Below are 24,876 nucleotides of genomic sequence, written 5' to 3'. Positions count from 1 at the left end.
CGAGTGAGCCCTCTCAGTTTACCTGCGCACCTGCAACCCGTTGTGTAACGTCGCTGCGGGGGTAAACGGAAAGGGCTCCCGAGGGATTACATCCTCGATGCCGCCAGCGTGTGGCGCGCGGTGAGCCGATTAACGGCTACGGAAGACAATGCGGCCTTTGCTCAGGTCGTACGGGGTCAGCTCTACAGTGACTTTGTCGCCCGTCAGGATGCGGATATAGTTTTTACGCATTTTACCGGAGATGTGTGCGGTTACCACGTGCCCGTTTTCCAATTCAACGCGGAACATGGTGTTCGGCAGCGTATCAAGAACGGTGCCCTGCATTTCAATATTGTCTTCTTTGGCCATCGAATCCTCTAGGTCTAACTACCTTAGTTTTTAACCGGCAAGATAATGCCGAAAAACCCCCATTATGTAAAGATGCGTCGGTGAACATTGCACCGTTTCCACCAATTAGTTTACTGGAGAGGGCGGTTCAGCCGGCTGTGGGGATATGACTTGCGGCTCCCAGCACGCCGGCGCCAAAGGCCGCCGTTGAAGGGTGCTGAGCTGCTGCAAAAATTGACGGCGCGGAATTTCACGCGCGCCAAGGCGGGCAGTGTGAGCGTTCAGCACCTGGCAGTCAATCAATTCCCCGCCATAAGCGGCAAAATGGCGGCAAAAGGCCATCAATGCGCATTTTGAGGCGTTGGTGACGCGGCTGAACATCGATTCGCCGCAGAACAACGCGCCCTGCGCCACGCCGTACATGCCGCCGACCAGTTGATCATCCTGCCACACCTCCACCGAGTGTGCGTAGCCGAGGCGATGCAGATGCTGATAGGCACGCTGTACTTCCGGGCCGATCCAGGTGCCTTCATCCGGCCGGTGGGCGCAGGCGGCGATCACCGCGGCGAAATCATGATTGAGCGTGATGCGAAACGGATCGTGGCGCAAAAAGCGTTTCAGACTGCGGTTGAGATGGAACTCGGCCGGGAACAGCACTGCACGCGGATCGGGTGACCACCACAGAATCGCTTCCCCCGGCGAGTACCAGGGGAAGATACCGCGCTCGTAGGCCGCCAGCAGCCGCGGCGCCGTCAGGTCGCCGCCGATAGCCAGCAGGCCGTTGGGATCGCGCAGGGCGCCCTCAGGCGAGGGAAACGCCAGCGACTGGGGGGAAAGCTTAACGATGCGCATACAGGGTCTCTGCGTCCTCTACGGGCCGATTACGGCGCCAGGTTGCTGATACGGTTGCGAAAGCGGGCATAGCGGCCCTGCTGGCGCATCAGGGTGGCGTGATCGCCCTGTTCGACAATCCGGCCGTCATCCATCACGCAAATGCGGTCGAGATGCTCCAGGCCATACAAACGGTGCGTCACCAGGATCAGCGTCTTGCCCTGACAATGCCGGCGCAGCAGCGCCAGGATCTGCTGCTCGGTCTCGGCGTCCAGGCCTTCGGTCGGTTCGTCAAGCAGCAGCAGCGGGGCTGGGTGCAGCAGCGCACGGGCGATGCCCAGACGGCGCTGTTCGCCGCCGGAGAGCTGCCGGCCGCCTTCGCCGAGCCAGGCGTTCAGCCCGCCGTCGCTGCCCAGCAATTTGCCGAGCCCCACCTGCTGCAGCACGTCACTCAGGCGAGCGTCGTCGGCATCCGGCGCAGCCAGGCGCAGGTTTTCCCGCAGCGTATCGCTGAAGATATGCACCCGCTGGCTGACGACCGTGGTCATTTGACGCAGCGTGGTTTCATCATATTCCTCCAGCGGTTCGCCGTTGAGCAGAATGTTGCCGCCGTCGGTGCGCCAGGCGCGGGTCAGCAGCTGCAGCAGGGTGGACTTGCCGCAGCCGGTGCGGCCGAGCAAGGCAATGTGTTCGCCGGCCGCCACCTCGAGCGTGACGTCGCGCAGCACCGGCTGCGGCTGGTCGGGGTAGGTGAAACTCAACTGCCGCAGGCTAAGCTGAGCCCGATTGGCGGCGGCCGGGCCGGCGGCCGGGAAGGTGACCTCCGGCTGACGATCGATGATCTGTTTGACCCGCGTCGCGGAGGCGATCACCTGGCCGAGGTGCTGGAAGGCACCGGCGACCGGCATCAGCGCTTCGAACGACGCCAGCGCGGCGAAGACAAACAGCGCGATCAGCGCGCCGGGCTGGGTATCGCCGCCGATGCCGGCGGCGGTCAGCCACAGCAGCAGCGTCACCGTCAGCCCGCTGGCGAGGATCATCAGCGCCTGCGCCTTGCCGCTCAGCGAGGCCTGCTGCCACTGGCGGCGTTGCCACCGCTGTTCGGTGGCGTTCAGCGTCTGGCGGAAATCGTTGACGGCACCGAATACCACCAGCTCTGCCTGCCCCTGTAGCCAGGCGGTCAGGTCGGTACGGTATTGGCCGCGCAGCGCGGTGAGTTGGCCGCCGATCGGTTTGCCGGCGCGATAGAACACCGGCGGCACCAACAGCAACAGCAGCAACAGAATGCCGCCCAGCGTCAGGGCGAGCGCAGGATCGAGCCAGCTCAGGCCATAGGTGACCACCAGGATCACCGCCGCTGCGCTGATCAGCGGCGAGATCACCCGCAGATAAAGATGATCCAGCGTGTCCACGTCCGCCACCAGGCGATTGAGCAGATCGGCCTGGCGGAAACGGGCGATGCCGCCCGGCGTCAGCGGCAGGATCTTGCTGAAGGTGAATACCCGCAGATGCGACAGCACGCGGAAGGTGGCGTCGTGGCTGACGACGCGCTCGGCGTAGCGCCCGGCGGTGCGGAAGATCGGCCGCGCCGCGCACGCCGGCGGCCGGCAGCATGTAGTTGAAGGTCAACAGGCCCGCCAATCCGGCCAGCGACGAGGCGGCCAGGAACCAGCCGGAGAGCGCCAGCAGGCCGATGCTGGCCAACAGAGTGACGATCGCTAAAAGGATGCCCAGGCTAATCAGCAGGCTATGGCGGCGATACAACGCCAAAAACGGCAGCAAAACGCGCATGATTAAAGCTCCCCGCGGCGATGGGCGATCAGAGTGGCAAACAGGCCCGGCTGGGCGCTGAGGGTGGCGTAATCGCCCTGTTGCACGATGCGCCCGTTATCCATCACCCAGATCTGATCGTAGTCTTCGGTGTCTTCCAACTGGTGCGTTACCAGCAGGGTGGTTTGCTGATGCGAAGCGGCACTCAACGCCTGCATGACCCACTGTTCGCTGTGGGCATCGAGGCTGGCGGCCGGTTCATCCAGCAGCAGCAGGCGGCGCGGGCCGATCAACGCCCGGGCGACCGCCACGCGCTGCGCCTGGCCGACCGACAGGCGAGCGGCGTTGTCACCCACTTCGGTGTCGAGCCCCTGCGGCAGATAAGGGAGCAGTTCGCTGACGTAGGCGTGTTCCACCGCCTGCTGCAGCTGCGCTTCGTCGGCCCGCGGGCAGCCCAGCAGGATATTGGCGCGCAAGGTTTGCGCCGGCAGGTGCGGGTTTTGGCCGACCCAGCTCAGCTGTTGCCTCCAGTTTTCTGCGGACAGCTCACGCAGCTCAATGCCGTTGACGGTCAATGACCCGCGATAGGGCAGGAAGCCGAGCAGCAGATTCAGCAGCGAACTTTTGCCGGCGCCGCTCAGCCCGACCAACGCCACGCGCTGCTGAGGTTGCAGGGTGAAGCTCAGCGGCCCGGCCAGCAGCACGCCGTTCGGCGACAGAATTTCCAACGCATTGGCCTGCAGCGTCAGCGGTTGCTCGGCGGGCAGTTGCCGCGTGCCGTTGCCCATCTGCTCGCCTTCGGCGCTGAGGAAGGTTTCCAGCGCTTCTGCCGCGCCGATCGCCTGCGCTTTGGCATGGTAGAAGGTGCCGAGATCGCGCAGCGGTTGGAAAAACTCCGGCGCCAGAATCAACACCAGAAAACCGGAAAACAGCGTCACGCCGAGGCCGTAGCTGCCGAAGTTGAGTTCGCCGAGGTAGGAAAAGCCGAAGTACACCGCCACCACGGCGATGGAAATCGAGGCGAAGAACTCCAGCACGCCGGAAGAGAGGAAAGCCAGGCGCAGCACTTCCATGGTGCGGCTGCGGAAGTCTTCGGAGGATTTGGCGATCTGCGCCGTTTCGGCCTGCGCGCGGTCGAACAGCCGCAGGGTGTCCAGGCCGCGCAGGCGGTCGAGGAAATTGCCGCTCAATCGCGCCAGCGCCACGAAGTTGCGGCGGTTGGCGTCGGCGGCTCCCATGCCGACCAGCGCCATAAACAGCGGGATCAGCGGCGCGGTCGCCAGCAGAATGATGCCCGCAGCCCAATTGATCGGGAAGACGGCGATCAGGATCAGCAGCGGGATGAAGACCGCCAAATACATCTGCGGCAGATAGCGCGAGTAATAATCCTGCATATCCTCGATCTGCTCGACGATGATGCTGGCCCAGCTGCCCGCCGGTTTGCCCTGGATCCAGGCCGGGCCAAGCTGCTGCAGCTTATCCAGTACCTGTTGGCGCATACGCTGGCGGATCACCTGCCCACACAGGAAACCGATCCGTTCCCGCAACCAGCTTAACAGCGCCCGCAGCGCGAACGCGGCGGCCAGCCAGATAAACGAAGGGATCAGCTGTTCGCGCGGGGTATGCTCGATGATCAGGGCGTGCAGCAGGCTGGCCAGCAGCCATGCCTGCGCCACGATCAGCAGGCCGCTGAACAGCCCCAACAGCATGGAAAGGCGCAGCCAACGCTGCGCCAACGAACTCTGGGTTTTAAGCCAACGGGTTAACTGTTGCTGTCTGGTTTTTTTCATCAGATATGCGTCTGCGTCGCCGGTGCCCGTTTGTTACGGACTGGGTTAACGTACTGTTAAATAATAGTGTTTGGCGCAATCGGCGACAAACAAGCGAGGTCCCATGTTACCTCGTCACCCGGCAGACTGAAAATAATAAAGCGGCCAAATGTGGCTATAACAGACGCGTTACCGACTATTTGACTTCCTCACTCGCGGCCTCGGCTTCCAGAGCGGCGCGCACCGACGCTCGCTCTGCGATCCGCGCCACATAATGCTGGAGCGCCGGCCACTCGCTCAGCGAAATCTCGAAGCGCGCCATCCAGCGCAACACGGTAAACAGATAAGCGTCAGCGACGCTGAAATGCGCTCCCAACAGATAGATTTGCTGTGCCAACGCTTGCGCGAGATAACCCAATCGCCGTCTCAACTTGTCGCGCAGCAACGCCTTGGCGTCGTCGGGCAGGGCGTCATTGAATAAAGGGGCGGCGCCGGCATGGATCTCGCTGGTGATGAAATTAAGCCACTCCTGCAGCCGTACCCGCTCAAAGGCCGTCGGTGGCGGCGCCAGCCGGTATTCTGGGCGCAGGTCGGCGAGGAATTGAACGATGGCGGGGCCTTCGGTGATCACGTTGCCGTCGTCGAGCTGCAGGGCGGCGACGTAACCTTTAGGGTTGATGCGATAGAAATCCTCACCGTCGGCGCACCGCTTGCTGCGATTGTTCACCCTGATCAGGGTGAAAGGGATCGCTAATTCCCGCAGGACGATATGTGGGGCCAGCGAGCAGGCATCGGGAGCAAAATACAGCTTCATGCTATTTCCTTGTGGGTCAATGAGAACGCTTGCCACAGCATGCCGATGCGGGCACCGGCGGGGAAATGGAAATTTCAGAAAGCTGCTATTAACTCAGCGACTGGCCAGGGTTTGCTCCTGTTCGCGCAGGTAATTCAGCAGGGTTTGGACGGGGGGCTGGGTCACCGCCTCGGATGAGCAGGCCAGGCCGAAACGGCGATAAACCGGCGCAACGAGCGGCAGAGCGCAAACTCCGAGCGCATCGGGCGGGATCACGGACGCGGGCATCAGCGCGACGCCCGTGCCTTCCTTGACCAGCGTCAACGCCGTTTGCCAGTCGCTGACGGTGGCGCGGACATCGGCTAGCGCCAGGCCCGACTGCTGCGCCAAACTTTGCGCATTCACATCGCATCCGCCGGTCGCCAGGATGAAAGGCAGCCGGAACAGGGCATCCAGCACCACCGGCCGCCGTTCTCGCGCCAGCGGGTGCGCGCTGGGCACGACAGCCAACCAGGCATCCTCCCCCTAAGGGGAAACACAGCCGCTCCGGTGCCGGATTGAGCACCACGCCGATGTCTGCCGTTGCCGATGTTAACCAGCTCTCCACTTCGTGGTCGGTGCCCTCGAGCGTAATCAGCTCAATGTCGGGGTACAGACGGCGAAATTTGCGCAGCAGCGGCGGCAACAGCGTGCTGAATGCCGACGGGAAACTGGCCAGGCGTATTTTGCCCGCGTGCGCGTTACCGGCTTGCTGCGCGCATTGTTGAATGGCCCGTAGCCCTGCCAACATCGAGCGGGCATGGGCGACGATCTGCAGGCCGCTTTGGGTCAGGACGACATTGTGTGGCTGGCGCACCAAAAGCCGGGTGCTCAGCATCGTCTCCAGTTGAGCGATGGACTGGCTGGCGGCAGACTGCGTCATACCGCAGATCGCCGCAGCCTGAGTGATGGTGCCGCTGTCGGCGACGGCAACCAGCAGGCGCCAGTGAAGAAGATTATGCATCGGCGTGCATCCTCCTGGGGGCTGAAGACAAAAAAAGCGGCTCGAGAGCCGCTTTTTGCTGATGAAGAGAACGTCTTAGCAGACTTCTGCGCCGGCGATGCCGTCCAGGTAACGCTCTGCGTCCAGCGCCGCCATACAACCGGTGCCGGCGGAAGTGATCGCCTGGCGGTAAATGTGATCCATCACGTCGCCTGCGGCGAAGACGCCGGGGATGGTGGTTTGGGTCGCATTGCCGTGAATGCCGGACTGCACCTTGATGTAGCCGTTTTCCAGCTCCAGCTGGCCGCCGAAGATGCCGGTGTTCGGGCTGTGGCCGATGGCGATGAACACGCCGGCCAGCTCCAGCTCACGGGTTTCGTTTTCCGCTTTGGTGCTGCGGATACGCACGCCGGTCACGCCCATTTCATCGCCCAGCACTTCGTCCAGCGTATGGTCGGTGTGCAGCACGATGTTGCCGCTTTTCACTTTTTCCATCAGCCGGTCGATCAGGATCTTCTCCGAACGGAAGCTGTCGCGGCGGTGGATCAGGTGAACCTCGGCGGCGATGTTGGACAGGTACAGCGCTTCTTCAACGGCGGTGTTGCCGCCGCCGACCACGGCGACTTTCTGGTTGCGGTAGAAGAAACCGTCGCAGGTCGCGCAGGCGGAAACGCCTTTGCCCTTGAAGGCGTCTTCGGAAGGCAGGCCAAGGTAGCGGGCGGAGGCGCCGGTCGCGATGATCAGCGCGTCGCAGCTGTATTCACCGCTGTCGCCGAACAGGCGGAACGGACGCTGCTGCAGATCGACGTTGTTGATATGATCGAAGACGATCTCAGTCTGGAACTTCTCCGCGTGCTCGCGCATGCGCTCCATCAGCGCCGGACCGGTCAGGCCTTCGGCGTCGCCCGGCCAGTTTTCCACTTCAGTGGTGGTGGTCAGCTGGCCGCCTTGCTCCAGACCGGTGATCAGCACCGGGTTCAGGTTGGCGCGCGCCGCGTAGACGGCGGCGGTGTAACCGGCCGGGCCGGAGCCCAGAATCAGTAATTTGCTATGTTTAGCCGTGCCCATGAATAACCTCTTTATTCCACAATGGCGGACAATGAAGCCGATTGTAGGGAAAATGGCGCAGTAAAAAAAGCGCCGGGCGACGTTGTTAACGATTTGTATGATAGTTGTCGCCTATTAATGCACCCGCTGTCGGCAAATCGTACGCCGAACGCAGAAATTTACCTTATCAAAGCCGCATTCGGCTACCGAATCGCCAACCGCGCAAAAACGGCGCATTCTGCGACTTCAGCCGCTCCCTGCCGGGGTTTATCTGCCAGCGATTCATAACCAAAAATGGGATGCAGACTTTTCATGACGGTACGTTGTTCTGATTTTGCTTCTTTTACTTTGACAATCCGCTGCGCATTTGCGAAAACATCATAGGAAGAAGAAATTATCCCCGTAACACCAGCAAATCGTACGTATTTACGCCGCAAGGCGACAATACGCGGTGGATGTGCGGAGCAGGGCGCGCAAGCGTTTGCTGATTTTTTCTCGACCGAAACGTCGTTACCGGCGTTGCGCGGGGTTGGACAGACAGGCTGCGCGGCGTGGAATGATGGTAGTGAAGAAGCATATGACAGGCATCGGGTCTTCGCTTGGAACGAACCCTTACACATTGACGTTGGCTAGGGTGTGGCAAGTGCACGGAAGAAAATAAGAGAGACAATAATAATGGCAGACAACAAGAAACGCCCGGGTAAAGATCTTGACCGTATCGACCGCAACATCCTGAATGAGCTGCAGAAGGATGGGCGTATTTCGAACGTCGAGCTTTCGAAGCGCGTGGGGTTATCCCCGACTCCATGTTTAGAACGCGTGCGCCGTCTCGAGCGCCAGGGTTTCATTCATGGCTATACCGCATTGCTCAACCCGCATTATCTGGATGCGTCCCTGCTGGTTTTCGTGGAGATCACGTTGAACCGCGGCGCGCCGGACGTGTTTGAGCAATTCAACTCGGCAGTGCAGAAGCTTGAAGAGATTCAGGAGTGTCATCTGGTTTCCGGTGATTTCGACTACCTGTTGAAAACCCGCGTACCGGACATGTCGGCTTACCGCAAACTGCTGGGCGAAACGTTGCTGCGTTTGCCGGGGGTTAACGACACCCGTACCTACGTAGTGATGGAAGAAGTGAAACAGAGTAACCGTCTGGTTATCAAAACACGGTAAGGTGCAGGTGCAAAACCTGATTAAATTGGTTACACTCCTGTTTATTCATACAGTTTCGGCGCCGGGGAAGCTTCTCGGCGCTGTTGCTATGTCAGCTAACAGGAACCTGGAGAGCCTTTCTTGAGCCAGGAATATACAGAAGATAAAGAAGTTACCCTGAAAAGACTCAGCAGTGGCCGGCGTTTGCTGGAAGCTGCGCTTATCGTGGTAGCGATTTTTGCCGTTTACCTCATGGCTGCGCTGGTCAGTTTCAACCCGTCTGACCCAAGCTGGTCGCAGACCGCGTGGCATGAGCCGATTCACAACTTGGGTGGCGGTGTTGGGGCCTGGTTGGCCGACACGCTGTTCTTCACCTTCGGGGTGCTCGCCTACGCGATACCGCCGATCATGCTGGTCCTGTGCTGGGCGGCCTATCGCCAGCGCGGCAACAGAGACTACATCGACTATTTCGCGCTCTCCCTGCGCCTGATCGGCACCTTGGCGTTAGTGCTTACCTCCTGTGGGTTGGCGGCGCTGAACGTTGACGATCTCTATTACTTCGCTTCCGGCGGCGTGATCGGCAGCCTGCTGAGCAACGCCATGTTGCCGTGGTTCAACGGCATCGGCGCTACGCTGGCGCTGTTGTGCGTGTGGGCGGCGGGGCTGACGTTGTTTACCGGCTGGTCCTGGCTGGTGATCGCCGAGAAGATTGGCGGTGCGGTGTTGGGCGTCGCGACGGTGATGACCAATCGCTCACGTCGCGAAGATCGCTATTTCGAGGATGACGAGCGTTACGTTGATGACGAGCCTGAGCAGGCAGGGAAGGGCGCCGCGGCTGCGGCGACCGCCGCCGGAGCCGCGGCTGCCGATGACGACGTGCTGTTCTCCGCACCCTCGGTCACCGAAAGCGCCAAAGAGGCGGCGGAAGACGCCGCCGATCCGTTGCTCAGCGGCCTGCGAGCCGACGATAGTGAGGTTGAAGCCGACGCCGCGCCAATCGCGCCGGCGGCTTCGCCTGCACCGGCGGTGACGGCAGAGATCCACGAGCCCGTTGCTGCACCGATCGCCACACAGGCGCCGTCGATAACGGTGGCACCGACAGCGCCGGCCTCGGTCAATCAGCACCCGGTGAGCGCCCCGGCGCAAGACGCCACGCCGCCGCTGTATTCCTTCGAAATCCCGGAAGAAACGCCAGCGCCTAAGGCGACGCGCCCTGCCGATCCTTATCGGGACGATGATGAGCCGCGCCTCGGCAATTGGCAAGAGCCGACAGCACCGCAGCCGCCGGCACGTTCTCCCTTTGATTTTACCGCCGCGCAGCGCGACAGTGCCGACGTCAGCGGAGCAGGTGGTTTCAGCGCCACCGGCGCCAAGCCGCAGCTGGATACGGCAGCCGCTGCCGCGGCGGGCGCCGCAGCGGCGACCTTTATGCCGGCCTTCACGGCCACCAGCGACGGCAATTCGCAGGTTAAACAGGGTATCGGCCCTGAGTTGCCGCGGCCGAATCCGGTGCGTATTCCGACCCGCCGCGAGCTGGCTTCCTACGGCATCAAGCTGCCTTCGCAGCGCGCGGCCGAGCAGGAACAGCGCCAGGCGGAGCCTCAACAGCCGACGGCGATAAATCCGCAGGAAGAAGAGGCGCTGCAGGAAGCCGCGCTGCGCCAGGCGTTCGCTACGCAGCAAAGCGAGCGCTATGGCGAAAGCTACGAGCCGGAGCAGGATGATGAAAATGCTCAGCAGGAAGCCGAGCTGAGCAAGGCGTTCGCCGAACAACAGAATCAACGTTACGGTGAAGTCCAACAGGACGATGAAGAGGCGCGGCAAGAGGCTGCGCTGCGTCAGGCGTTCGCCGAGCAACAGCAGGCACGTTATGGCCAGCAAGAGACTGCCCCGCAGGCGCCGGCCGCCAGCCCGGTCGATACCCGCAATGCTTTCAGCTTCTCGCCGATGGCGGATTTAGTGGACGATGGCCCGAGCGAGCCGATGTTCACGCTGTCCCCACAGCTTGAAGAGCGCATTGAACAGCAAAGCGAGCAAGAGGACGACGTGCCGTTTGGCCAGTTTGAGCCTGCGGCGCCGGCTGCCCAACCTCAGCAACCGCACTCTCAACCGTATCAACAGCCGCAGCAACAGCAGTATCAACCGCCGTCGCAGCAGCAATATCAGCAGCCACAACAACCGGTGCAGCAGCCTCAGCAATCTCAGGCCGAGCAACATCCGGCGATGGACAGCCTGATTCACCCGTTCCTGATGCGCAACGATCAGCCGCTGCAGAAGCCGACCACGCCCTTGCCGACGCTGGATCTGCTGACCGAAGCGCCGAAAGAGGTGGAGCCGGTCGACTCCTTCGCGCTGGAACAGAAGGCGCGCCTGGTGGAGGCCAGCCTGGCCGATTACCGCGTGAAAGCCGACGTGGTGGACATCCTGCCGGGGCCGGTCATCACCCGCTTCGAGCTGGATCTGGCGCCGGGCGTTAAAGCGGCGCGCATTTCCAACCTGTCGCGCGATCTGGCGCGCTCGCTGTCGACTTCGGCGGTGCGCGTGGTGGAAGTGATCCCCGGTAAGCCTTACGTCGGTCTGGAGCTGCCGAACGCCAAGCGTCAAACGGTGTACCTGCGCGAAGTGCTGGACTGCCCGGCCTTCCGCGACAACCCGTCGCCGCTGTCCATCGTATTGGGTAAGGACATCTCCGGCGAACCGGTGGTGGCCGATCTGGGCAAAATGCCGCACTTGCTGGTCGCCGGTACCACAGGTTCCGGTAAGTCGGTCGGGGTCAACGCCATGATCCTGAGCATCCTGTATAAAGCCACGCCGAAAGAAGTGCGCTTTATCATGATCGACCCGAAAATGCTGGAACTGTCGGTTTACGAAGGTATTCCGCACCTGTTGACCGATGTGGTCACCGACATGAAAGACGCTGCCAATGCGCTGCGCTGGTGCGTGGGCGAAATGGAACGTCGCTACAAGCTGATGTCTGCCCTGGGCGTGCGTAACCTGGCCGGCTACAACGAGCGCGTCGATCAGGCCGAAGCGATGGGGCGCCCGATCCCGGATCCGTTCTGGAAACCGACCGACAGCATGGACATCACGCCGCCGGTGTTGGAGAAAGAGCCGTACATCGTGGTAATGGTCGACGAATTCGCCGATCTGATCATGACGGTCGGCAAAAAGGTCGAAGAGTTGATCGCTCGCCTGGCGCAGAAAGCGCGTGCGGCGGGTATCCACCTGGTGCTGGCGACCCAGCGTCCGTCGGTGGATGTGATCACGGGTCTTATCAAGGCCAACATCCCGACGCGTATCGCCTTTACCGTGTCGAGCAAGATCGACTCCCGCACCATCCTCGATCAGGGGGGCGCCGAGTCCTTGCTGGGTATGGGTGACATGCTCTATCTGGCGCCGAACTCCTCGATTCCGGTGCGCGTACATGGCGCATTCGTGCGCGATCAGGAAGTGCACGCGGTGGTTAAGGATTGGAAAGCGCGCGAGCGGCCCCAATATAAAGAGGGCATTCTCAGCGGCGGCGAAGACGGTGAGGGCGGTGCCGGCGGCGGTATGGACGGTGACGAAGAGCTGGATCCGTTGTTTGACCAGGCGGTGGATTTCGTGGTGGATAAACGCCGCGCCTCCATCTCCGGCGTGCAGCGCCAGTTCCGTATCGGTTATAACCGCGCGGCGCGCATCATCGAACAGATGGAAGCGCAGGGCATCGTCAGCGAGCAGGGGCACAACGGCAACCGCGAGGTGCTGGCGCCGCCTCGGCACGATTGATGGTCGTTTAGCCATTGCAATTCAATAAGAAAGGGCCGCTTAAGCGGCCCTTGTGCAAAGAAGCGTAAACCCGTTTCTTCTCGGAACATTGGCCTACCGGCCGATCGCCGGCTTCGGGTAAAGTAAGCGGGTATAGGGTTGATTTGACCCGCACGGCGTCGCCCTGCGGTTAACGCATTTCATAAGGTATCTGGAATAATGAAAAAACTGTTAGTTGCCTGCTGTCTGCTTTCGGGATTCGCTTCTACCTCCGTGCTGGCCGATGCCGCACAGGATCTGCAAAGTCGCCTGGCGAAGGTGAACAGTTTCCACGCCAGCTTCTCACAAACCGTGACCAGCGCCGACGGCGCTGCGGTGCAACAGGGGGAAGGCGAGCTGTGGGTGAAGCGGCCAAACCTCTTCAACTGGCACATGACGTCGCCCGATGAGAGCGTGCTGGTCTCTGATGGCCAGACCCTGTGGTTCTATAATCCGTTCGTCGAGCAGGTGACGGCGACCTGGCTGAAGAACGCCACCGGCAATACGCCGTTTATGCTGATCACCCGCAATAATGCCAGCGACTGGAAACAGTACAACGTGAAGCAAAAGGGCGATGATTTCGAGCTGACGCCGAAGTCTGCCAGCGGCAACCTGAAGCAGTTCGCCATCAGCGTGACCAACAGCGGTACCATTCGCAGCTTCGCTGCGGTGGAGCAGGACGGCCAGCGCAGTTCCTACACGCTGAAAAGCCAGCAGAACGTCGCCGCCGATCCGGCCAAATTCAAATTTACCCCGCCGAAGGGGGTGACGCTGGACGACCAGCGCCAGTGAGGTGCAAGTGAGTAATAATCTGTCGCTCGATTTTTCCCAGAATGAGTTCCAGCCGTTGGCCGCGCGTATGCGGCCGACCACGCTGGCGCAGTATATCGGCCAGCAGCACCTGCTGGCCGCCGGCAAGCCGCTGCCGCGCGCCATCGAGGCCGGGCAGCTGCACTCGATGATTTTATGGGGGCCGCCGGGCACCGGGAAGACGACGCTGGCAGAGCTGATCGGCCGTTACGGTCAGGCGGATGTCGAACGGATCTCCGCCGTGACCTCCGGTATCAAGGAGATCCGCGAGGCGATCGAGCGGGCGCGGCAAAATCGCGACGCCGGCCGCCGCACCATCCTGTTCGTCGACGAAGTGCACCGTTTCAATAAGAGCCAGCAGGACGCTTTCCTGCCGCACATCGAAGACGGCACCATCACCTTTATCGGCGCCACCACCGAAAATCCGTCGTTCGAGCTGAACTCGGCGCTGTTGTCCCGCGCCCGCGTTTACCTGTTGAAGGCGCTGACCGCCGAAGATATCGGCCAGGTGCTGGATCAGGCGATGAGCGACAAGGCGCGCGGCTTTGGCAATCAGAACGTCGAGCTGCCCGCGGAAACGCGCCGCCTGCTGTCCGAGCTGGTGGGCGGCGATGCACGCCGGGCGCTGAACAGCCTGGAAATGATGGCGGACATGGCGGAGATCGATGCCAAAGGCGTGCGGGTGCTGACGCCGGAGCTGCTGAAAGAGGTGTCAGGCGAGCGCAGCGCGCGCTTCGATAACAAGGGCGACCGTTATTACGATCTGATTTCCGCGCTGCATAAATCGGTGCGCGGCTCGGCGCCGGACGCGGCGCTGTATTGGTATGCGCGCATCATTACCGCCGGCGGCGATCCGCTCTACGTGGCGCGCCGTCTGTTGGCGATTGCCTCTGAAGACGTGGGCAACGCCGATCCGCGCGGCATGCAGGTGGCGATCGCCGCCTGGGATTGCTTCACCCGCGTGGGGCCGGCGGAGGGCGAGCGCGCCATCGCGCAGGCGATCGTCTACCTGGCCTGCGCGCCGAAGAGCAACGCGGTCTATACCGCGTTCAAGGCCGCCATGCGCGACGCCAAAGAGCAGGCCGATTATGACGTGCCAGAGCACCTGCGCAATGCGCCGACCAAGCTGATGAAGGAGATGGGGCTGGGGGCGGAGTACCGTTACGCCCACGACGAACCCAACGCCTACGCCGCCGGCGAGAACTATTTCCCGCCCGAAATGGCCAAGACGCGCTACTATCAACCGACCTCGCGCGGGCTTGAAGGGAAAATCGGCGAAAAGTTGGCATGGCTGGCTGAGCAGGATCAAAATAGCCCGACAAAACGCTACCGCTAGCGAGGCCGTTGCGGTAAGGTTAGCGGGTATCACTCTTCTTTTATGCGGCTATAAATCAGCCGCATAGAACAACAACACTTCTTTCAATAACAACAAGCACAGGATTAGCATGCTCGATCCCAATCTGCTGCGTAATGAGCTAGACGCAGTCGCCGTCAAACTGGCTCGCCGAGGCTTTAAACTCGATCTGGATCTGCTGCGTTCGCAGGAAGAACGTCGCAAAGTTCTGCAGGTAGAAACTGAAACGCTGCAAGCGGAACGCAACTCCCGATCGAAATCCATCGGCGCGGCCAAAGCGCGTGGGGAAGACATCGAGCCGCTGCGTCGCGAAGTGAACGAGCTGGGTGACAAGCTGGATGCCGCTAAGGCAGAGCTGGACACGCTGCAGAGCGAGATCCGCGATTACGCCCTGACGCTGCCTAACCTGCCGGACGACGCCGTGCCGGATGGTAAAGACGACAGCGAAAACCTGGAAGTGACCCGCTGGGGCGAACCGCGCCAGTACGACTTCGCGGTGCGCGATCACGTCGATCTGGGCGAAATGGCCGGCGGGCTGGATTTTGCCGCCGCGGTTAAGCTGACCGGCTCGCGCTTCGTGGTCATGAAAGGGCAAATCGCCCGCATGCACCGTGCGCTGTCCCAGTTCATGCTGGATCTGCACACCGAGCAGCACGGCTACCTGGAGGCCTATGTGCCTTACCTGGTCAACCACGCCACGCTGTACGGCACCGGCCAGTTGCCGAAGTTCGGCGAAGACCTGTTCCATACCCGTCCGCTGGAAGAAGAAGCCGACAGCAGCAACTACGCGCTGATCCCAACGGCGGAAGTGCCGTTGACCAACCTGGTGCGCGACGAGATCGTGGAAGAGGAATCTCTGCCGCTGAAGATGACCGCGCACACGCCATGCTTCCGTGCGGAAGCCGGTTCTTACGGCCGCGACACCCGCGGTTTGATCCGCATGCACCAGTTCGACAAGGTTGAGATGGTGCAGGTAGTTCGTCCGGAAGATTCGATGGATGCCCTGGAAGAGCTGACCGGCCACGCGGAAAAAGTGCTGCAGCTGCTGAACCTGCCTTACCGCAAGGTGCTGCTGTGCACCGGCGACATGGGCTTCGGCGCATGCAAAACCTACGATCTGGAAGTGTGGCTGCCGGCGCAGGATACCTACCGCGAGATCTCGTCCTGCTCCAACATGTGGGATTTCCAGGCGCGTCGCATGCAGGCGCGCTGCCGTAGCAAAGCCGACAAGAAACCGCGTTTGGTTCACACGCTGAACGGCTCCGGCCTGGCGGTTGGTCGTACGCTGGTGGCGGTGCTGGAAAACTACCAGCAGGCCGACGGGCGTATTCAGGTGCCTGAAGTGCTGCGTCCTTATATGGGCGGCCTGGAATACATCGGCTAAACGGAAAACCACGAAAAAAGCGCCTGCGGGCGCTTTTTTTATGTCGAGAATTCAGCCCGTCGCCAGCGTATAAGCCTGTTGAATGTAGTCCGCCAGATGCTTGCTTTTCACCTCGTCGGGCGAGTGGAGTTTGATGTGCCGCCGATACTGGCCGCTGCCTTCGAGCTGGTGATAACGATCTTCCAATCGGTAGCCGTGGCCGAACTCCACCGTGACGTGGTGGCGATAGGCGAAAACGCCGCAGAAAAATTGGCTATGCGAGAACATGATGCCGCCGTATTTGACCGATTCGGTGACGCCGTTGCCGCTCGCCGCCGCGATCCGGCGCACCTGCTGCACGATGGCCAATAGCTCACCGTGCGTGCTGCCGATGTCCGCCAGCAGGGCCTCTACCGCCGCATCATTTGCCTGATTCATCCTGTCTCTCCATCGTCAAATCCGCTCTGCGCTCAGCATAGCGCTTTTTCAGCCGGTTAGCCGGAAACAAATCGTGCGGTGAAATGATAAGAGGCGATTGACTTTTTTATCGCCAGTGGCATGATGCGCGCACTCTCATTGCGCGTTCGGTCACAATTTCACTATGTCCGCATACTCCCGCCCAGTGCTCTTATTGCTCTGCGGCCTCTTGCTGCTCACGGTATCCATTGCCGTTTTGAATACGCTCGTGCCTCTTTGGTTAACGCATGCTCAGCTGTCAACCTGGCAGGTGGGAATGGTCAGCTCCTCTTATTTCAGCGGCAACCTGTTGGGCACGCTGGTGGCGGGCAAACTGATTCAGCGCGTCGGCTTTACCCGCAGCTATCATCTTTCTTGCCTGGTGTTTGCCGCCGCGACCGCCGGCATGGTGCTGTCGATCGATTTTTGGAGCTGGCTGGGCTGGCGTTTCTTCGCCGGTGTCGGCTGCGCCTGGATCTGGGTGATCGTGGAGAGCGCGCTGTTGCGCAGCGGCAACCTGAGCAACCGCGGCCAGCTGCTGGCGGCCTATATGATCGTCTATTACCTCGGTACGGTGACCGGCCAATTGCTGTTGAGTATGACGTCGACGGAATTGCTGCACGTGGTGCCGTGGGTGACCGCCATTGTGATCAGCGCGATGTTGCCGATGCTGTTTGCGCGGGTCAACCGCCATGAAGACGAGCCGCAGCAGGCGGCGGTGTGGACAATGCTGAGACGCCGCAGCGCGCGCCTCGGCATCAATGGCTGCATCATCTCCGGCATCGTGCTCGGTTCACTGTATGGCCTGATGCCGCTGTACCTCTCCCATCAGGGCATGAGCGACGCCAACGTCGGTTATTGGATGGCGCTGCTGGTCAGCTCCGGCATCGTCGGGCAATGGCCGGTCGGGCGCCTGGCCGATCGCTACGGGCGCCTGCTGGTGCTGCGCATTCAGGTGTTCGTGGTGATCCTCGCCAGCGTGGCGATGCTCGGCAACTACGCCATGGCACCTTCGCTGTTCATCCTCGGCTGCGCCGGCTTTACCCTGTATCCGGTGGCGATGTCCTGGGCCTGTGAGAAGGCGCTGCCGCATGAGTTGGTGGCGATGAACCAGGCGCTGTTGATGAGCTACACCATCGGCAGCCTGCTGGGGCCATCGATGACGGCGCTGCTGATGCAAAACTACTCCGACCGCGTGCTGTTCGTGATGATCGCCGCTGTGGCGCTGGTTTACCTGCTGATGCTGCTGAAAAAGCAGAAGCCGGATCACCATCACACGCCATTCGCCGCCGCCTGAACATAAAAAAACCGGCCTTGAGCCGGTTTTTTCTTTTGGCGTGCGCCAATCAGTAAATCACTTTGTGGCCGTAACTTTCCAGGATGCCTTTGACGCGATCCATGGTCTCGGCCTTCGGCGGATGTACGCCGTCCAGTTTGTACTCTTCCCCCATCGCTATCCATTTATGCTTGCCCAGTTCGTGGTAGGGCAGCAGCTCGATTTTCTCGATGTTGGTCATGTCCTTGGTGAACTCGCCCAGCAGGTGTGCCGACTTATCGTCGTCTGACCAACCCGGCACCACCACATAGCGGATCCAGGTGCGCTGATTGCGTTTCGCCAGGTAGCGGGCGAATTCCAGCGTGCGGTGATTGGAGACGCCGACCAGGTTCTGGTGGATCTCGTCGTTCATCTGTTTCAGATCCAGCATCACCAGATCGGTGGTGTCCAGCAGCTCGTCAATCACCGGATCGTAGCGGCGCACGAAGCCATTGGTGTCCAGGCAGGTGTTGATGCCTTCGGCATGGCAGGCGCGGAACCAGTCGCGCACGAATTCAGCCTGCAGGATCGCCTCGCCGCCAGACGCGGTCACGCCGCCGCCGGAGGCATTCATGAAGTGGCGATAGGCCACCGCGTCTTTCATCAGCTCTTCGACGGTCACTTCTTTGCCGCCGTGGGTGTCCCAGGTATCGCGGTTATGGCAATAGAGGCAGCGCATCAGGCAGCCCTGGAAGAAGACGATAAAGCGGATCCCGGGCCCATCGACGGTGCCGCAGGATTCGAAGGAGTGGATGCGACCAGTTACTGACATTGCGGGGTTTTCTCCAATATTGACTGTCAAACGCAGTCTAAAAATAGGCGCGTGGCCGCCGGCCAGGTATCTGCGATGCAGCAGCGGGTGGAACCGCCGCCGGGGGTAATGATGCCTGTCGGCCGGTCAGTTGCCGGATAACTGTTTTGCCGGCTATCCATTCAGTATAGATGTCCGGCAAAACAGACTCTACAGAGTCAGGGGAGAGCGGTGGGAGAAAAGGGCCGGCAGAACCGGCCCTGACGTTGGCACCGGGCGGTTTCCCACCCGGTTGGCGTATTACATCGTTTGAGTGAAGGTACGAGTAATGACGTCCTGCTGTTGCTCTTTGGTCAGCGAGTTGAAGCGCACGGCGTAACCGGAAACACGGATGGTCAGCTGAGGGTATTTCTCAGGGTTTTCCATCGCGTCCAGCAGCATTTCGCGGTTCATTACGTTGACGTTCAGGTGCTGGCCGCCTTCGATGGAGGCTTCATGGTGGAAGTAACCATCCATCAGGCCCGCCAGGTTGGCTTTACGCACGTCGTCGTCTTTACCCAGCGCGTTAGGCACGATGGAGAAGGTGTAGGAGATCCCGTCTTTCGCGTAGGCAAACGGCAGTTTGGCTACCGAGGTCAGGGAGGCTACTGCGCCTTTCTGGTCGCGGCCGTGCATCGGGTTGGCACCTGGGCCGAACGGTGCGCCTGCGCGGCGGCCATCCGGGGTGTTACCGGTTTTCTTACCGTACACCACGTTGGAGGTGATGGTCAGTACGGACTGAGTCGGTACCGCATTGCGGTAGGTGCGCAGTTTCTGAATTTTCTTCATGAAACGTTCCACCAGGTCGCAGGCGATGTCATCGACGCGGGCGTCGTTGTTACCGAACTGCGGATACTCGCCTTCCACTTTGAAGTCGATAGCCAGGCCGTCTTCGTCGCGAATGGTGGTGACTTTCGCGTACTTGATGGCGGACAGGGAGTCGGCCGCAACGGACAGGCCGGCGATGCCGCAAGCCATGGTGCGATAAACGTCACGGTCATGCAGCGCCATCAGCGCAGCTTCGTAGCTGTACTTGTCGTGCATGTAGTGAATGATGTTCAGCGCGGTCACGTACTGCTTGGCCAGCCAATCCATAAAGTGGTCCATGCGCGCCATGACTTTGTCATAGTCCAGCACTTCGTCCATCATCGGCGCTTCTTTCGGGCCGACCTGCATTTTCAGTTTTTCGTCAACGCCGCCGTTGATGGCATACAGCATGGTTTTCGCCAGGTTGGCGCGGGCGCCGAAGAACTGCATTTGTTTGCCGACGATCATCGGGCTGACGCAGCAAGCGATGGCGTAGTCATCGTTGTTGAAGTCAGGACGCATCAGGTCGTCGTTTTCGTACTGAACGGAAGAGGTGTCGATGGACACTTTGGCCGCGAATTTCTTGAAGTTCAGCGGCAGCTTCTCAGACCACAGGATGGTCATGTTCGGCTCCGGAGACGGCCCCATGGTGTACAGGGTGTTCAGGAAGCGGAAGCTGTTTTTGGTGACCAGGGTGCGGCCGTCGACGCCCATGCCGGCCAGGGATTCTGTCGCCCAGATTGGGTCGCCGGAGAACAGTTCATCGTACTCAGGGGTACGCAGGAAGCGCACCATACGCAGTTTCATCACCAGGTGGTCGATCAGTTCCTGCGCTTGTTCTTCGGTCAGTTTGCCCGCCTTGATGTCGCGCTCGATGAACACGTCGAGGAAGGTGGACACGCGGCCGAAGGACATGGCGGCGCCGTTCTGGGATTTCACCGCGGCCAGGTAGCCGAAGTAGGTCCACTGTACCGCTTCTTGCGCGTTAGTGGCCGGGCCGGAGATGTCGTAACCGTATTTGGCGGCCATCTCTTTGATCTGAGCCAGAGCGCGGTGCTGTTCAGCGATCTCTTCGCGCAGCTGGATGGTCATTTCCAGATCTTCGCCGTTTTCCAGTTTTTCCTGCAGCGATTTGAACTGGTTCAGCTTGTCGGCCATCAGGAAGTCGATACCGTACAGCGCCACGCGGCGGTAGTCGCCGATGATGCGGCCGCGGCCGTAGGCATCTGGCAGACCGGTCAGCACGCCGGACTTACGGCAGTTCAGGATGTCTTTGGTGTAAACGTCGAATACGCCCTGGTTGTGGGTTTTACGGTATTCGGTGAACACTTTTTTCAGCTGCGGATCCAGCTCGCGGCCGTACACTTTGCACGAACCTTCGACCATTTTGATGCCGCCGAACGGGATCAGCGCGCGTTTCAGAGGGGCGTCGGTCTGCAGACCGACGATGGTTTCCAGCTCTTTGGCGATGTAACCCGCGTCGTGAGAAGTGATGGTTGCAGCAACGTTGGTGTCGAAATCAACCGGCGCGTGAGTGCGGTTTTCCAGTTTGATCCCTTCCATAACCTTGTCCCACAAGGTGGTGGTGGCTTGAGTTGCGCCAGCCAGGAAGGATTCGTCACCCTCATAAGGCGTGTAGTTTTTCTGGATGAAGTCACGAACGTTGACTTCATTCTGCCAGTCACCCTTGCTGAAACCTTCCCAAGCGTTGGCTAATTTCTCGTTAAGTTCGGTCATTGTACACCTACCTTTGATTGTGGATTTCTAACTCTGCACGCGGTAACTCACAGCTTAGTGCTGTTCGCGGCCCCCGCGCAGATAAATTACCCAGTAAGTCAACCCAACCAGCAGGCCGCCGCCGATGATGTTGCCGATGGTGACCGGAATCAGGTTGTCGATGATGAAATTGCTTACTGTCAGATGAGCGAATTGCTCAGGTACCGCCCCTACGGCTTGCCAGAACTCCGGCGTGGCGAAGTGTTTGACCACGATGCCCATAGGGATCATAAACATGTTGGCGATGCTGTGTTCGAAACCGCTGGCGACAAACATCCCGACCGGCAGCACCATGGCGAACATCTTATCGGTCAGGGTGCGGCCGGAGTAGCTCATCCAGACCGCCAGGCAGACCATCAGATTAGCCAGAATGCCGAGGCACACGGCTTCGATAAAGGTGTGATGCAGCTTGTGGTCTGCGGTTTGCAGGACATTCAGGCCCCACTGGCCATTAGCGACCATATACTCGCCGGAGAACCAGATCAGCGCCACGAAGAACAGCGCGCCGACCAGGTTGCCGAGATAAACGTTCAGCCAGTTGGCGCCCAGCTGGCCCCAGCTGATGCGGCCGCTGGCCTTGGCGATGACGATAAGTACGGTAGAGGTGAACAGGTCGGCGCCCGACACCACCACCAGCATTAACCCGAGAGAGAAGCAGATGCCGCCGACCAGTTTCGCCAGCCCGAAAGGCACGCCGGCGGTGCCGGTGGTCGCCGTGATGTAGAAGACGAAGGCGATGGAAATGAAGACACCGGCGGTGATCGCCAAATAAAACGTTTTCAGCGGATGTTTGGTGGCTTTATACACGCCGGCATCTTCAGCGATTTTCGCCGTGGCCGCAGGTAAAATCAGATCGAAGGGGCTGTCAGTTTTCAAACTAACTCTCGCTCTTAAGGGTTAAAACAACGCAATGAGATACTAGCAAAGCAGTATAGGGGAAAATTTGATTTGGATCATAAGGCGGGGAAGTAGAGCGGCAAAATGACGTGTTTTTTGTGTGGTTTTTGTGGTTAATTTATTGATTTTTATATAAAAACATTTTTTTAATGTTTGCAATTTTTTTTGAATTCACTGAGTGGAGGGGATGAAGTAAAGTTAAATTTTTAGGCGTTTTGTCGCCGCGCAGCGCTGAAAGTTTAATTATCGGTTAATTATTATTTCACCGTCCGGCAACAATTGACGGTTTATTTATTTTTATGGTCGTTTAACCGCCTATTTTCCGGCGAGAAAATAAAACCGAAAGCGTTGAAATAAACCGCAGAAATGAAAACGCCGCAACGGAGTGCGGCGTTTGGCAACAAGGGGTACTCCCAACGTGGCAGTATCCCCTGACGATGCTTAGGCTTTGGCCCAGTGGCGGCGTTTGGCCGCCTGCAGCTTCTCGTAGGCCGCCAGCAGCGCCTGATGGGCCGGCAGCGCCTTCAGATCGGCATCGACGGCGAACAGCCCGTTGAAGCGCGCTTCACCGCTGATGGCGGCGGAGGCGGCGTCGACCGCTTCCTGGCCGTACATCTTCACGAACGCGGTGTAGTACTGCGCCGCTTCGCGTTCAGGCTCCTGCGCCAGCAGCAGCAGCGTTTGCAGGCAGCGGTAGTAGTTGCTGCGCGCCGGGCTCAGCACCGAGGCATTGAAGTCCTGCGTCCATTCGGTCCAGATCAGCGCCTGATCCAGATCGCCGCCCGCCAGCGCCAGCATCGACTTCAGCTCGCCCACGCGCAGGGTATGCCAGGCGTTGTCTTTGCCGCTGGCAATGCCCAGCAGTTCGCGTACGCGGGTGAAATCGTCCAGCCCTTCGTCGTCCAGTTGCTCGATCAGCGCCAGGTACTCTTCCGGTTGCCACTCGCTGCCCGGCAGCGCCAGCAGAGTATCGCGCAGGTGCGCGCCCATGCTGTTGTTGGCCAGCAGCAGATCTTCTGCCGGGTAAATGTCGGACATACCCGGCACGATGATGCGGCAAGCATAGACGCCCAGGTGCTCGTAGTCGGCGATGTACACTTCCGCGTCTTCTTTGTCGAAGATGCTCATCAGGGTGGCGAACTCTTCCTGCGTGCTGCCGCTGAAGCTCCAGTCAACGAACGGATAGTCCGCGTCCTGTTTGAACAGATCCCAGGAGATCAGGCCGCTGGAGTCGATGAAGTGCGTTTCCAGGTTGGTGTGTTCCGCCACTTCTTCGTCATCGAAGGTCGGCGCGGTGAACACGTCGAGATCTTTCAGGCTGCGGCCCTGCAGCAGTTCGGTTACCGTGCGCTCCAGCGCCACGCCGAAGTCCGGGTGCGCGCCGAACGAGGCGAAGCAGGTGCCGTTGGTCGGGTTGAACAGCACCACGCAAATGACCGGGTAGTTGCCGCCCAGCGAGGCGTCATAGGAGAGGATCGGGAAACCTTCCTCTTCCAGCTTGGCGATGGCTTCCACCACGCCCGGGTAACGGTTCAGCACCTCGTCCGGGATCGCCGGCAGGCTGATGGATTCGGCGATGATGCGGTTTTTCACATAGCGCTCGAACACTTCCGACAGGCCCTGCACGCGCGCTTCGTTGGCGGTATTGCCGGCGGACATGCCGTTGGAAACATACAGGTTACCGATGATATTCATCGGGATGTACACGGTTTGCTGGTCGGACTGACGGGTAAACGGCAGCGCGCACACGCCGCGATCGGCATTGCCGGATTGCAGATCGACAAGATCGCTGGCGCTCAGCTCTTGCTGCGGATCGTAGAAGGCGTGCAGGCGTTCGTCGAGGATGCCGGTCGGCAGCGCGTCGTCTTCAGGGATTGGGAACCATTTCTCATTCGGGTAGTGCACGAAGTCGCCTTCGGCGATCTGCCGGCCCAAATAGAAATCGGCGAAGAAGTAGTTGGTGGACAGGCGCTCGAAATATTCACCCAGCGCGGAGGCCAGCGCGGCTTTTTTGCTGGCGCCTTTGCCGTTGGTGAAGCACAGCGGGCAATCGCGATCGCGAATGTGCACCGACCACACGTGCGGCACCGGGTTCAGCCAGGAGGCCTCTTCGATGTTGAAACCGAGATCGCTCAGTTTCTGCTGGAAACGGGCGATGGAGTCTTCCAGGGCGGCGTCTTTACCGGGGATAAAAGTTTGCGTCATTGTCTTCACTTTTTGCGCGTACTAAAAACGCGCAATGATACGGGGTTTTACGCTGGAGCTCCACGTATTCCTAAAGCGGCGGCAAAGTCACAGTTTTTTTAAGGATAAAGGCCATAATTCAGCGAGTTATCTGTCACGGAGAAATCTAATGAAATCAGTGAAACTCAGCGCGTTAACCCTCCTGTTGACCGGCTTCAGCGCCTCGGCGCTGGCGCTGCCCAACATCACTCTGCTGGCGACCGGCGGCACCATCGCCGGCGGCGGCGATTCGGCGACGAAGTCCAACTATACGGCGGGCAAGCTGGGCGTCGAGGCGTTGGTCGATGCGGTGCCGGCGCTGAAAAACATCGCCAACGTGCAGGGGGAGCAGGTGGTGAACATCGGTTCGCAGGACATGAACGATCGGGTCTGGCTGACGCTGGCGAAGAAAATTGACGCCGACTGCGGCAAGACCGACGGCTTCGTCATCACCCACGGCACCGATACGCTGGAAGAGACGGCCTATTTCCTCGATCTGACGGTGAAGTGCGACAAACCGGTGGTGGTGGTGGGGGCGATGCGGCCGGCGACGGCGATGAGCGCCGACGGCCCGTTCAACTTGTATAACGCAGTGGTGACGGCGGCGGATCCTCAATCGGCCAACCGCGGG

17 protein-coding genes and 2 pseudogenes are annotated in these 24,876 nt (G+C 60.2%); 7 read left to right on the top strand and 12 right to left on the bottom strand.

What is annotated here, in order from left to right; translation table 11 throughout:
- Positions 1–129: 129 nt before the first annotated feature.
- From infA to trxB, 7 genes and pseudogenes are all read right to left on the bottom strand, one after another.
- Positions 130–348 carry a translation initiation factor IF-1 gene (gene infA / locus FUU19_RS06500; protein WP_002211347.1) on the bottom strand — a complete coding sequence of 73 codons (219 nt, stop codon included), beginning with the start codon at positions 346–348 and terminating at the stop codon, positions 130–132.
- A 105-nt stretch (positions 349–453) separates the two neighbouring features.
- Positions 454–1,179, bottom strand: coding sequence for a leucyl/phenylalanyl-tRNA--protein transferase (aat, locus tag FUU19_RS06495; RefSeq protein WP_047727955.1), 726 nt, complete (start codon positions 1,177–1,179; stop codon positions 454–456).
- Positions 1,180–1,208: 29 nt separating this feature from the next.
- Positions 1,209–2,949: pseudogene (gene cydC / locus FUU19_RS06490) on the bottom strand (heme ABC transporter ATP-binding protein/permease CydC).
- A 2-nt stretch (positions 2,950–2,951) separates the two neighbouring features.
- Complete coding sequence (gene cydD, locus FUU19_RS06485; protein WP_230490284.1) at positions 2,952–4,718, bottom strand: heme ABC transporter permease/ATP-binding protein CydD; 1,767 nt, start codon at positions 4,716–4,718, stop codon at positions 2,952–2,954.
- A gap of 175 nt (positions 4,719–4,893) precedes the next feature.
- Positions 4,894–5,511, bottom strand: a complete 618-nt coding sequence (gstA, locus tag FUU19_RS06480; RefSeq protein WP_230490285.1) for a glutathione transferase GstA — start codon at positions 5,509–5,511, stop codon at positions 4,894–4,896.
- 93 nt (positions 5,512–5,604) lie between these two features.
- Positions 5,605–6,493: pseudogene (locus FUU19_RS06475) on the bottom strand (LysR family transcriptional regulator).
- 75 nt (positions 6,494–6,568) lie between these two features.
- Positions 6,569–7,540 (bottom strand): thioredoxin-disulfide reductase, encoded by a 972-nt coding sequence (gene trxB / locus FUU19_RS06470; protein ID WP_230490286.1) that lies wholly within the window; start codon positions 7,538–7,540, stop codon positions 6,569–6,571.
- Positions 7,541–8,194: 654 nt separating this feature from the next.
- Between trxB and lrp the strand changes: the two genes are divergently transcribed.
- From lrp to serS, 5 genes are all read left to right on the top strand, one after another.
- On the top strand, positions 8,195–8,689 hold the full coding sequence (gene lrp, locus FUU19_RS06465) for a leucine-responsive transcriptional regulator Lrp (protein ID WP_004928318.1): 495 nt from the start codon (positions 8,195–8,197) through the stop codon (positions 8,687–8,689).
- A gap of 120 nt (positions 8,690–8,809) precedes the next feature.
- A complete protein-coding gene (locus FUU19_RS06460; RefSeq protein ID WP_230490287.1) occupies positions 8,810–12,436 on the top strand; it encodes a DNA translocase FtsK 4TM domain-containing protein in 3,627 nt (1,208 codons plus the stop codon).
- A 198-nt stretch (positions 12,437–12,634) separates the two neighbouring features.
- Positions 12,635–13,246: an outer membrane lipoprotein periplasmic chaperone LolA gene (gene lolA / locus FUU19_RS06455; protein WP_019454555.1), complete on the top strand. Its 612-nt coding sequence runs from the start codon at positions 12,635–12,637 to the stop codon at positions 13,244–13,246.
- A gap of 67 nt (positions 13,247–13,313) precedes the next feature.
- The gene (locus tag FUU19_RS06450; protein ID WP_049208098.1) at positions 13,314–14,600 is read left to right on the top strand and encodes a replication-associated recombination protein A; all 1,287 of its coding nucleotides are present in this window, start codon (positions 13,314–13,316) and stop codon (positions 14,598–14,600) included.
- A 109-nt stretch (positions 14,601–14,709) separates the two neighbouring features.
- Positions 14,710–16,002, top strand: a complete 1,293-nt coding sequence (gene serS / locus FUU19_RS06445) for a serine--tRNA ligase (protein WP_141969772.1) — start codon at positions 14,710–14,712, stop codon at positions 16,000–16,002.
- Positions 16,003–16,053: 51 nt separating this feature from the next.
- Here the strand turns inward: serS and FUU19_RS06440 are convergent, their stop codons facing one another.
- Positions 16,054–16,419, bottom strand: a complete 366-nt coding sequence (locus tag FUU19_RS06440; RefSeq protein WP_230490288.1) for a DUF1801 domain-containing protein — start codon at positions 16,417–16,419, stop codon at positions 16,054–16,056.
- Between the two features lie 163 nt (positions 16,420–16,582).
- Between FUU19_RS06440 and FUU19_RS06435 the strand changes: the two genes are divergently transcribed.
- The gene (locus FUU19_RS06435; RefSeq protein WP_033637849.1) at positions 16,583–17,734 is read left to right on the top strand and encodes an MFS transporter; all 1,152 of its coding nucleotides are present in this window, start codon (positions 16,583–16,585) and stop codon (positions 17,732–17,734) included.
- A gap of 49 nt (positions 17,735–17,783) precedes the next feature.
- Here the strand turns inward: FUU19_RS06435 and pflA are convergent, their stop codons facing one another.
- The 4 genes from pflA to ycaO all read right to left on the bottom strand — a co-directional run bounded on the left by pflA (position 17,784) and on the right by ycaO (position 24,227).
- On the bottom strand, positions 17,784–18,524 hold the full coding sequence (gene pflA, locus FUU19_RS06430) for a pyruvate formate lyase 1-activating protein (RefSeq protein WP_031299859.1): 741 nt from the start codon (positions 18,522–18,524) through the stop codon (positions 17,784–17,786).
- Positions 18,525–18,803: 279 nt separating this feature from the next.
- Positions 18,804–21,086: a formate C-acetyltransferase gene (pflB, locus tag FUU19_RS06425; protein WP_049208015.1), complete on the bottom strand. Its 2,283-nt coding sequence runs from the start codon at positions 21,084–21,086 to the stop codon at positions 18,804–18,806.
- 54 nt (positions 21,087–21,140) lie between these two features.
- The gene (gene focA, locus FUU19_RS06420; RefSeq protein WP_107227716.1) at positions 21,141–22,001 is read right to left on the bottom strand and encodes a formate transporter FocA; all 861 of its coding nucleotides are present in this window, start codon (positions 21,999–22,001) and stop codon (positions 21,141–21,143) included.
- A 462-nt stretch (positions 22,002–22,463) separates the two neighbouring features.
- On the bottom strand, positions 22,464–24,227 hold the full coding sequence (ycaO, locus tag FUU19_RS06415; RefSeq protein WP_141969768.1) for a 30S ribosomal protein S12 methylthiotransferase accessory factor YcaO: 1,764 nt from the start codon (positions 24,225–24,227) through the stop codon (positions 22,464–22,466).
- A gap of 148 nt (positions 24,228–24,375) precedes the next feature.
- Between ycaO and FUU19_RS06410 the strand changes: the two genes are divergently transcribed.
- Positions 24,376–24,876, top strand: a 501-nt coding sequence (locus FUU19_RS06410) for an asparaginase domain-containing protein (protein ID WP_230507094.1), incomplete at its 3' end; no start/stop codon positions are given.

The organism is Serratia montpellierensis, assembly GCF_020858655.1.
GTDB classification, from domain to species: Bacteria; Pseudomonadota; Gammaproteobacteria; order Enterobacterales; family Enterobacteriaceae; genus Serratia; species Serratia montpellierensis.
This window is presented reverse-complemented; position numbering and strand designations above follow the sequence as displayed.

What these genes read in the sequence shown, in the direction of transcription:
- infA (WP_002211347.1), bottom strand. Translation starts at nt 348, where the DNA reads ATGGCCAAAGAAGACAATATTGAAATGCAGGGCACCGTTCTTGATACG.
- aat (WP_047727955.1), bottom strand. Translation starts at nt 1,179, where the DNA reads ATGCGCATCGTTAAGCTTTCCCCCCAGTCGCTGGCGTTTCCCTCGCCT.
- cydD (WP_230490284.1), bottom strand. Translation starts at nt 4,718, where the DNA reads ATGAAAAAAACCAGACAGCAACAGTTAACCCGTTGGCTTAAAACCCAG.
- gstA (WP_230490285.1), bottom strand. Translation starts at nt 5,511, where the DNA reads ATGAAGCTGTATTTTGCTCCCGATGCCTGCTCGCTGGCCCCACATATC.
- trxB (WP_230490286.1), bottom strand. Translation starts at nt 7,540, where the DNA reads ATGGGCACGGCTAAACATAGCAAATTACTGATTCTGGGCTCCGGCCCG.
- lrp (WP_004928318.1), top strand. Translation starts at nt 8,195, where the DNA reads ATGGCAGACAACAAGAAACGCCCGGGTAAAGATCTTGACCGTATCGAC.
- lolA (WP_019454555.1), top strand. Translation starts at nt 12,635, where the DNA reads ATGAAAAAACTGTTAGTTGCCTGCTGTCTGCTTTCGGGATTCGCTTCT.
- FUU19_RS06450 (WP_049208098.1), top strand. Translation starts at nt 13,314, where the DNA reads ATGCGGCCGACCACGCTGGCGCAGTATATCGGCCAGCAGCACCTGCTG.
- serS (WP_141969772.1), top strand. Translation starts at nt 14,710, where the DNA reads ATGCTCGATCCCAATCTGCTGCGTAATGAGCTAGACGCAGTCGCCGTC.
- FUU19_RS06440 (WP_230490288.1), bottom strand. Translation starts at nt 16,419, where the DNA reads ATGAATCAGGCAAATGATGCGGCGGTAGAGGCCCTGCTGGCGGACATC.
- FUU19_RS06435 (WP_033637849.1), top strand. Translation starts at nt 16,583, where the DNA reads ATGTCCGCATACTCCCGCCCAGTGCTCTTATTGCTCTGCGGCCTCTTG.
- pflA (WP_031299859.1), bottom strand. Translation starts at nt 18,524, where the DNA reads ATGTCAGTAACTGGTCGCATCCACTCCTTCGAATCCTGCGGCACCGTC.
- pflB (WP_049208015.1), bottom strand. Translation starts at nt 21,086, where the DNA reads ATGACCGAACTTAACGAGAAATTAGCCAACGCTTGGGAAGGTTTCAGC.
- ycaO (WP_141969768.1), bottom strand. Translation starts at nt 24,227, where the DNA reads ATGACGCAAACTTTTATCCCCGGTAAAGACGCCGCCCTGGAAGACTCC.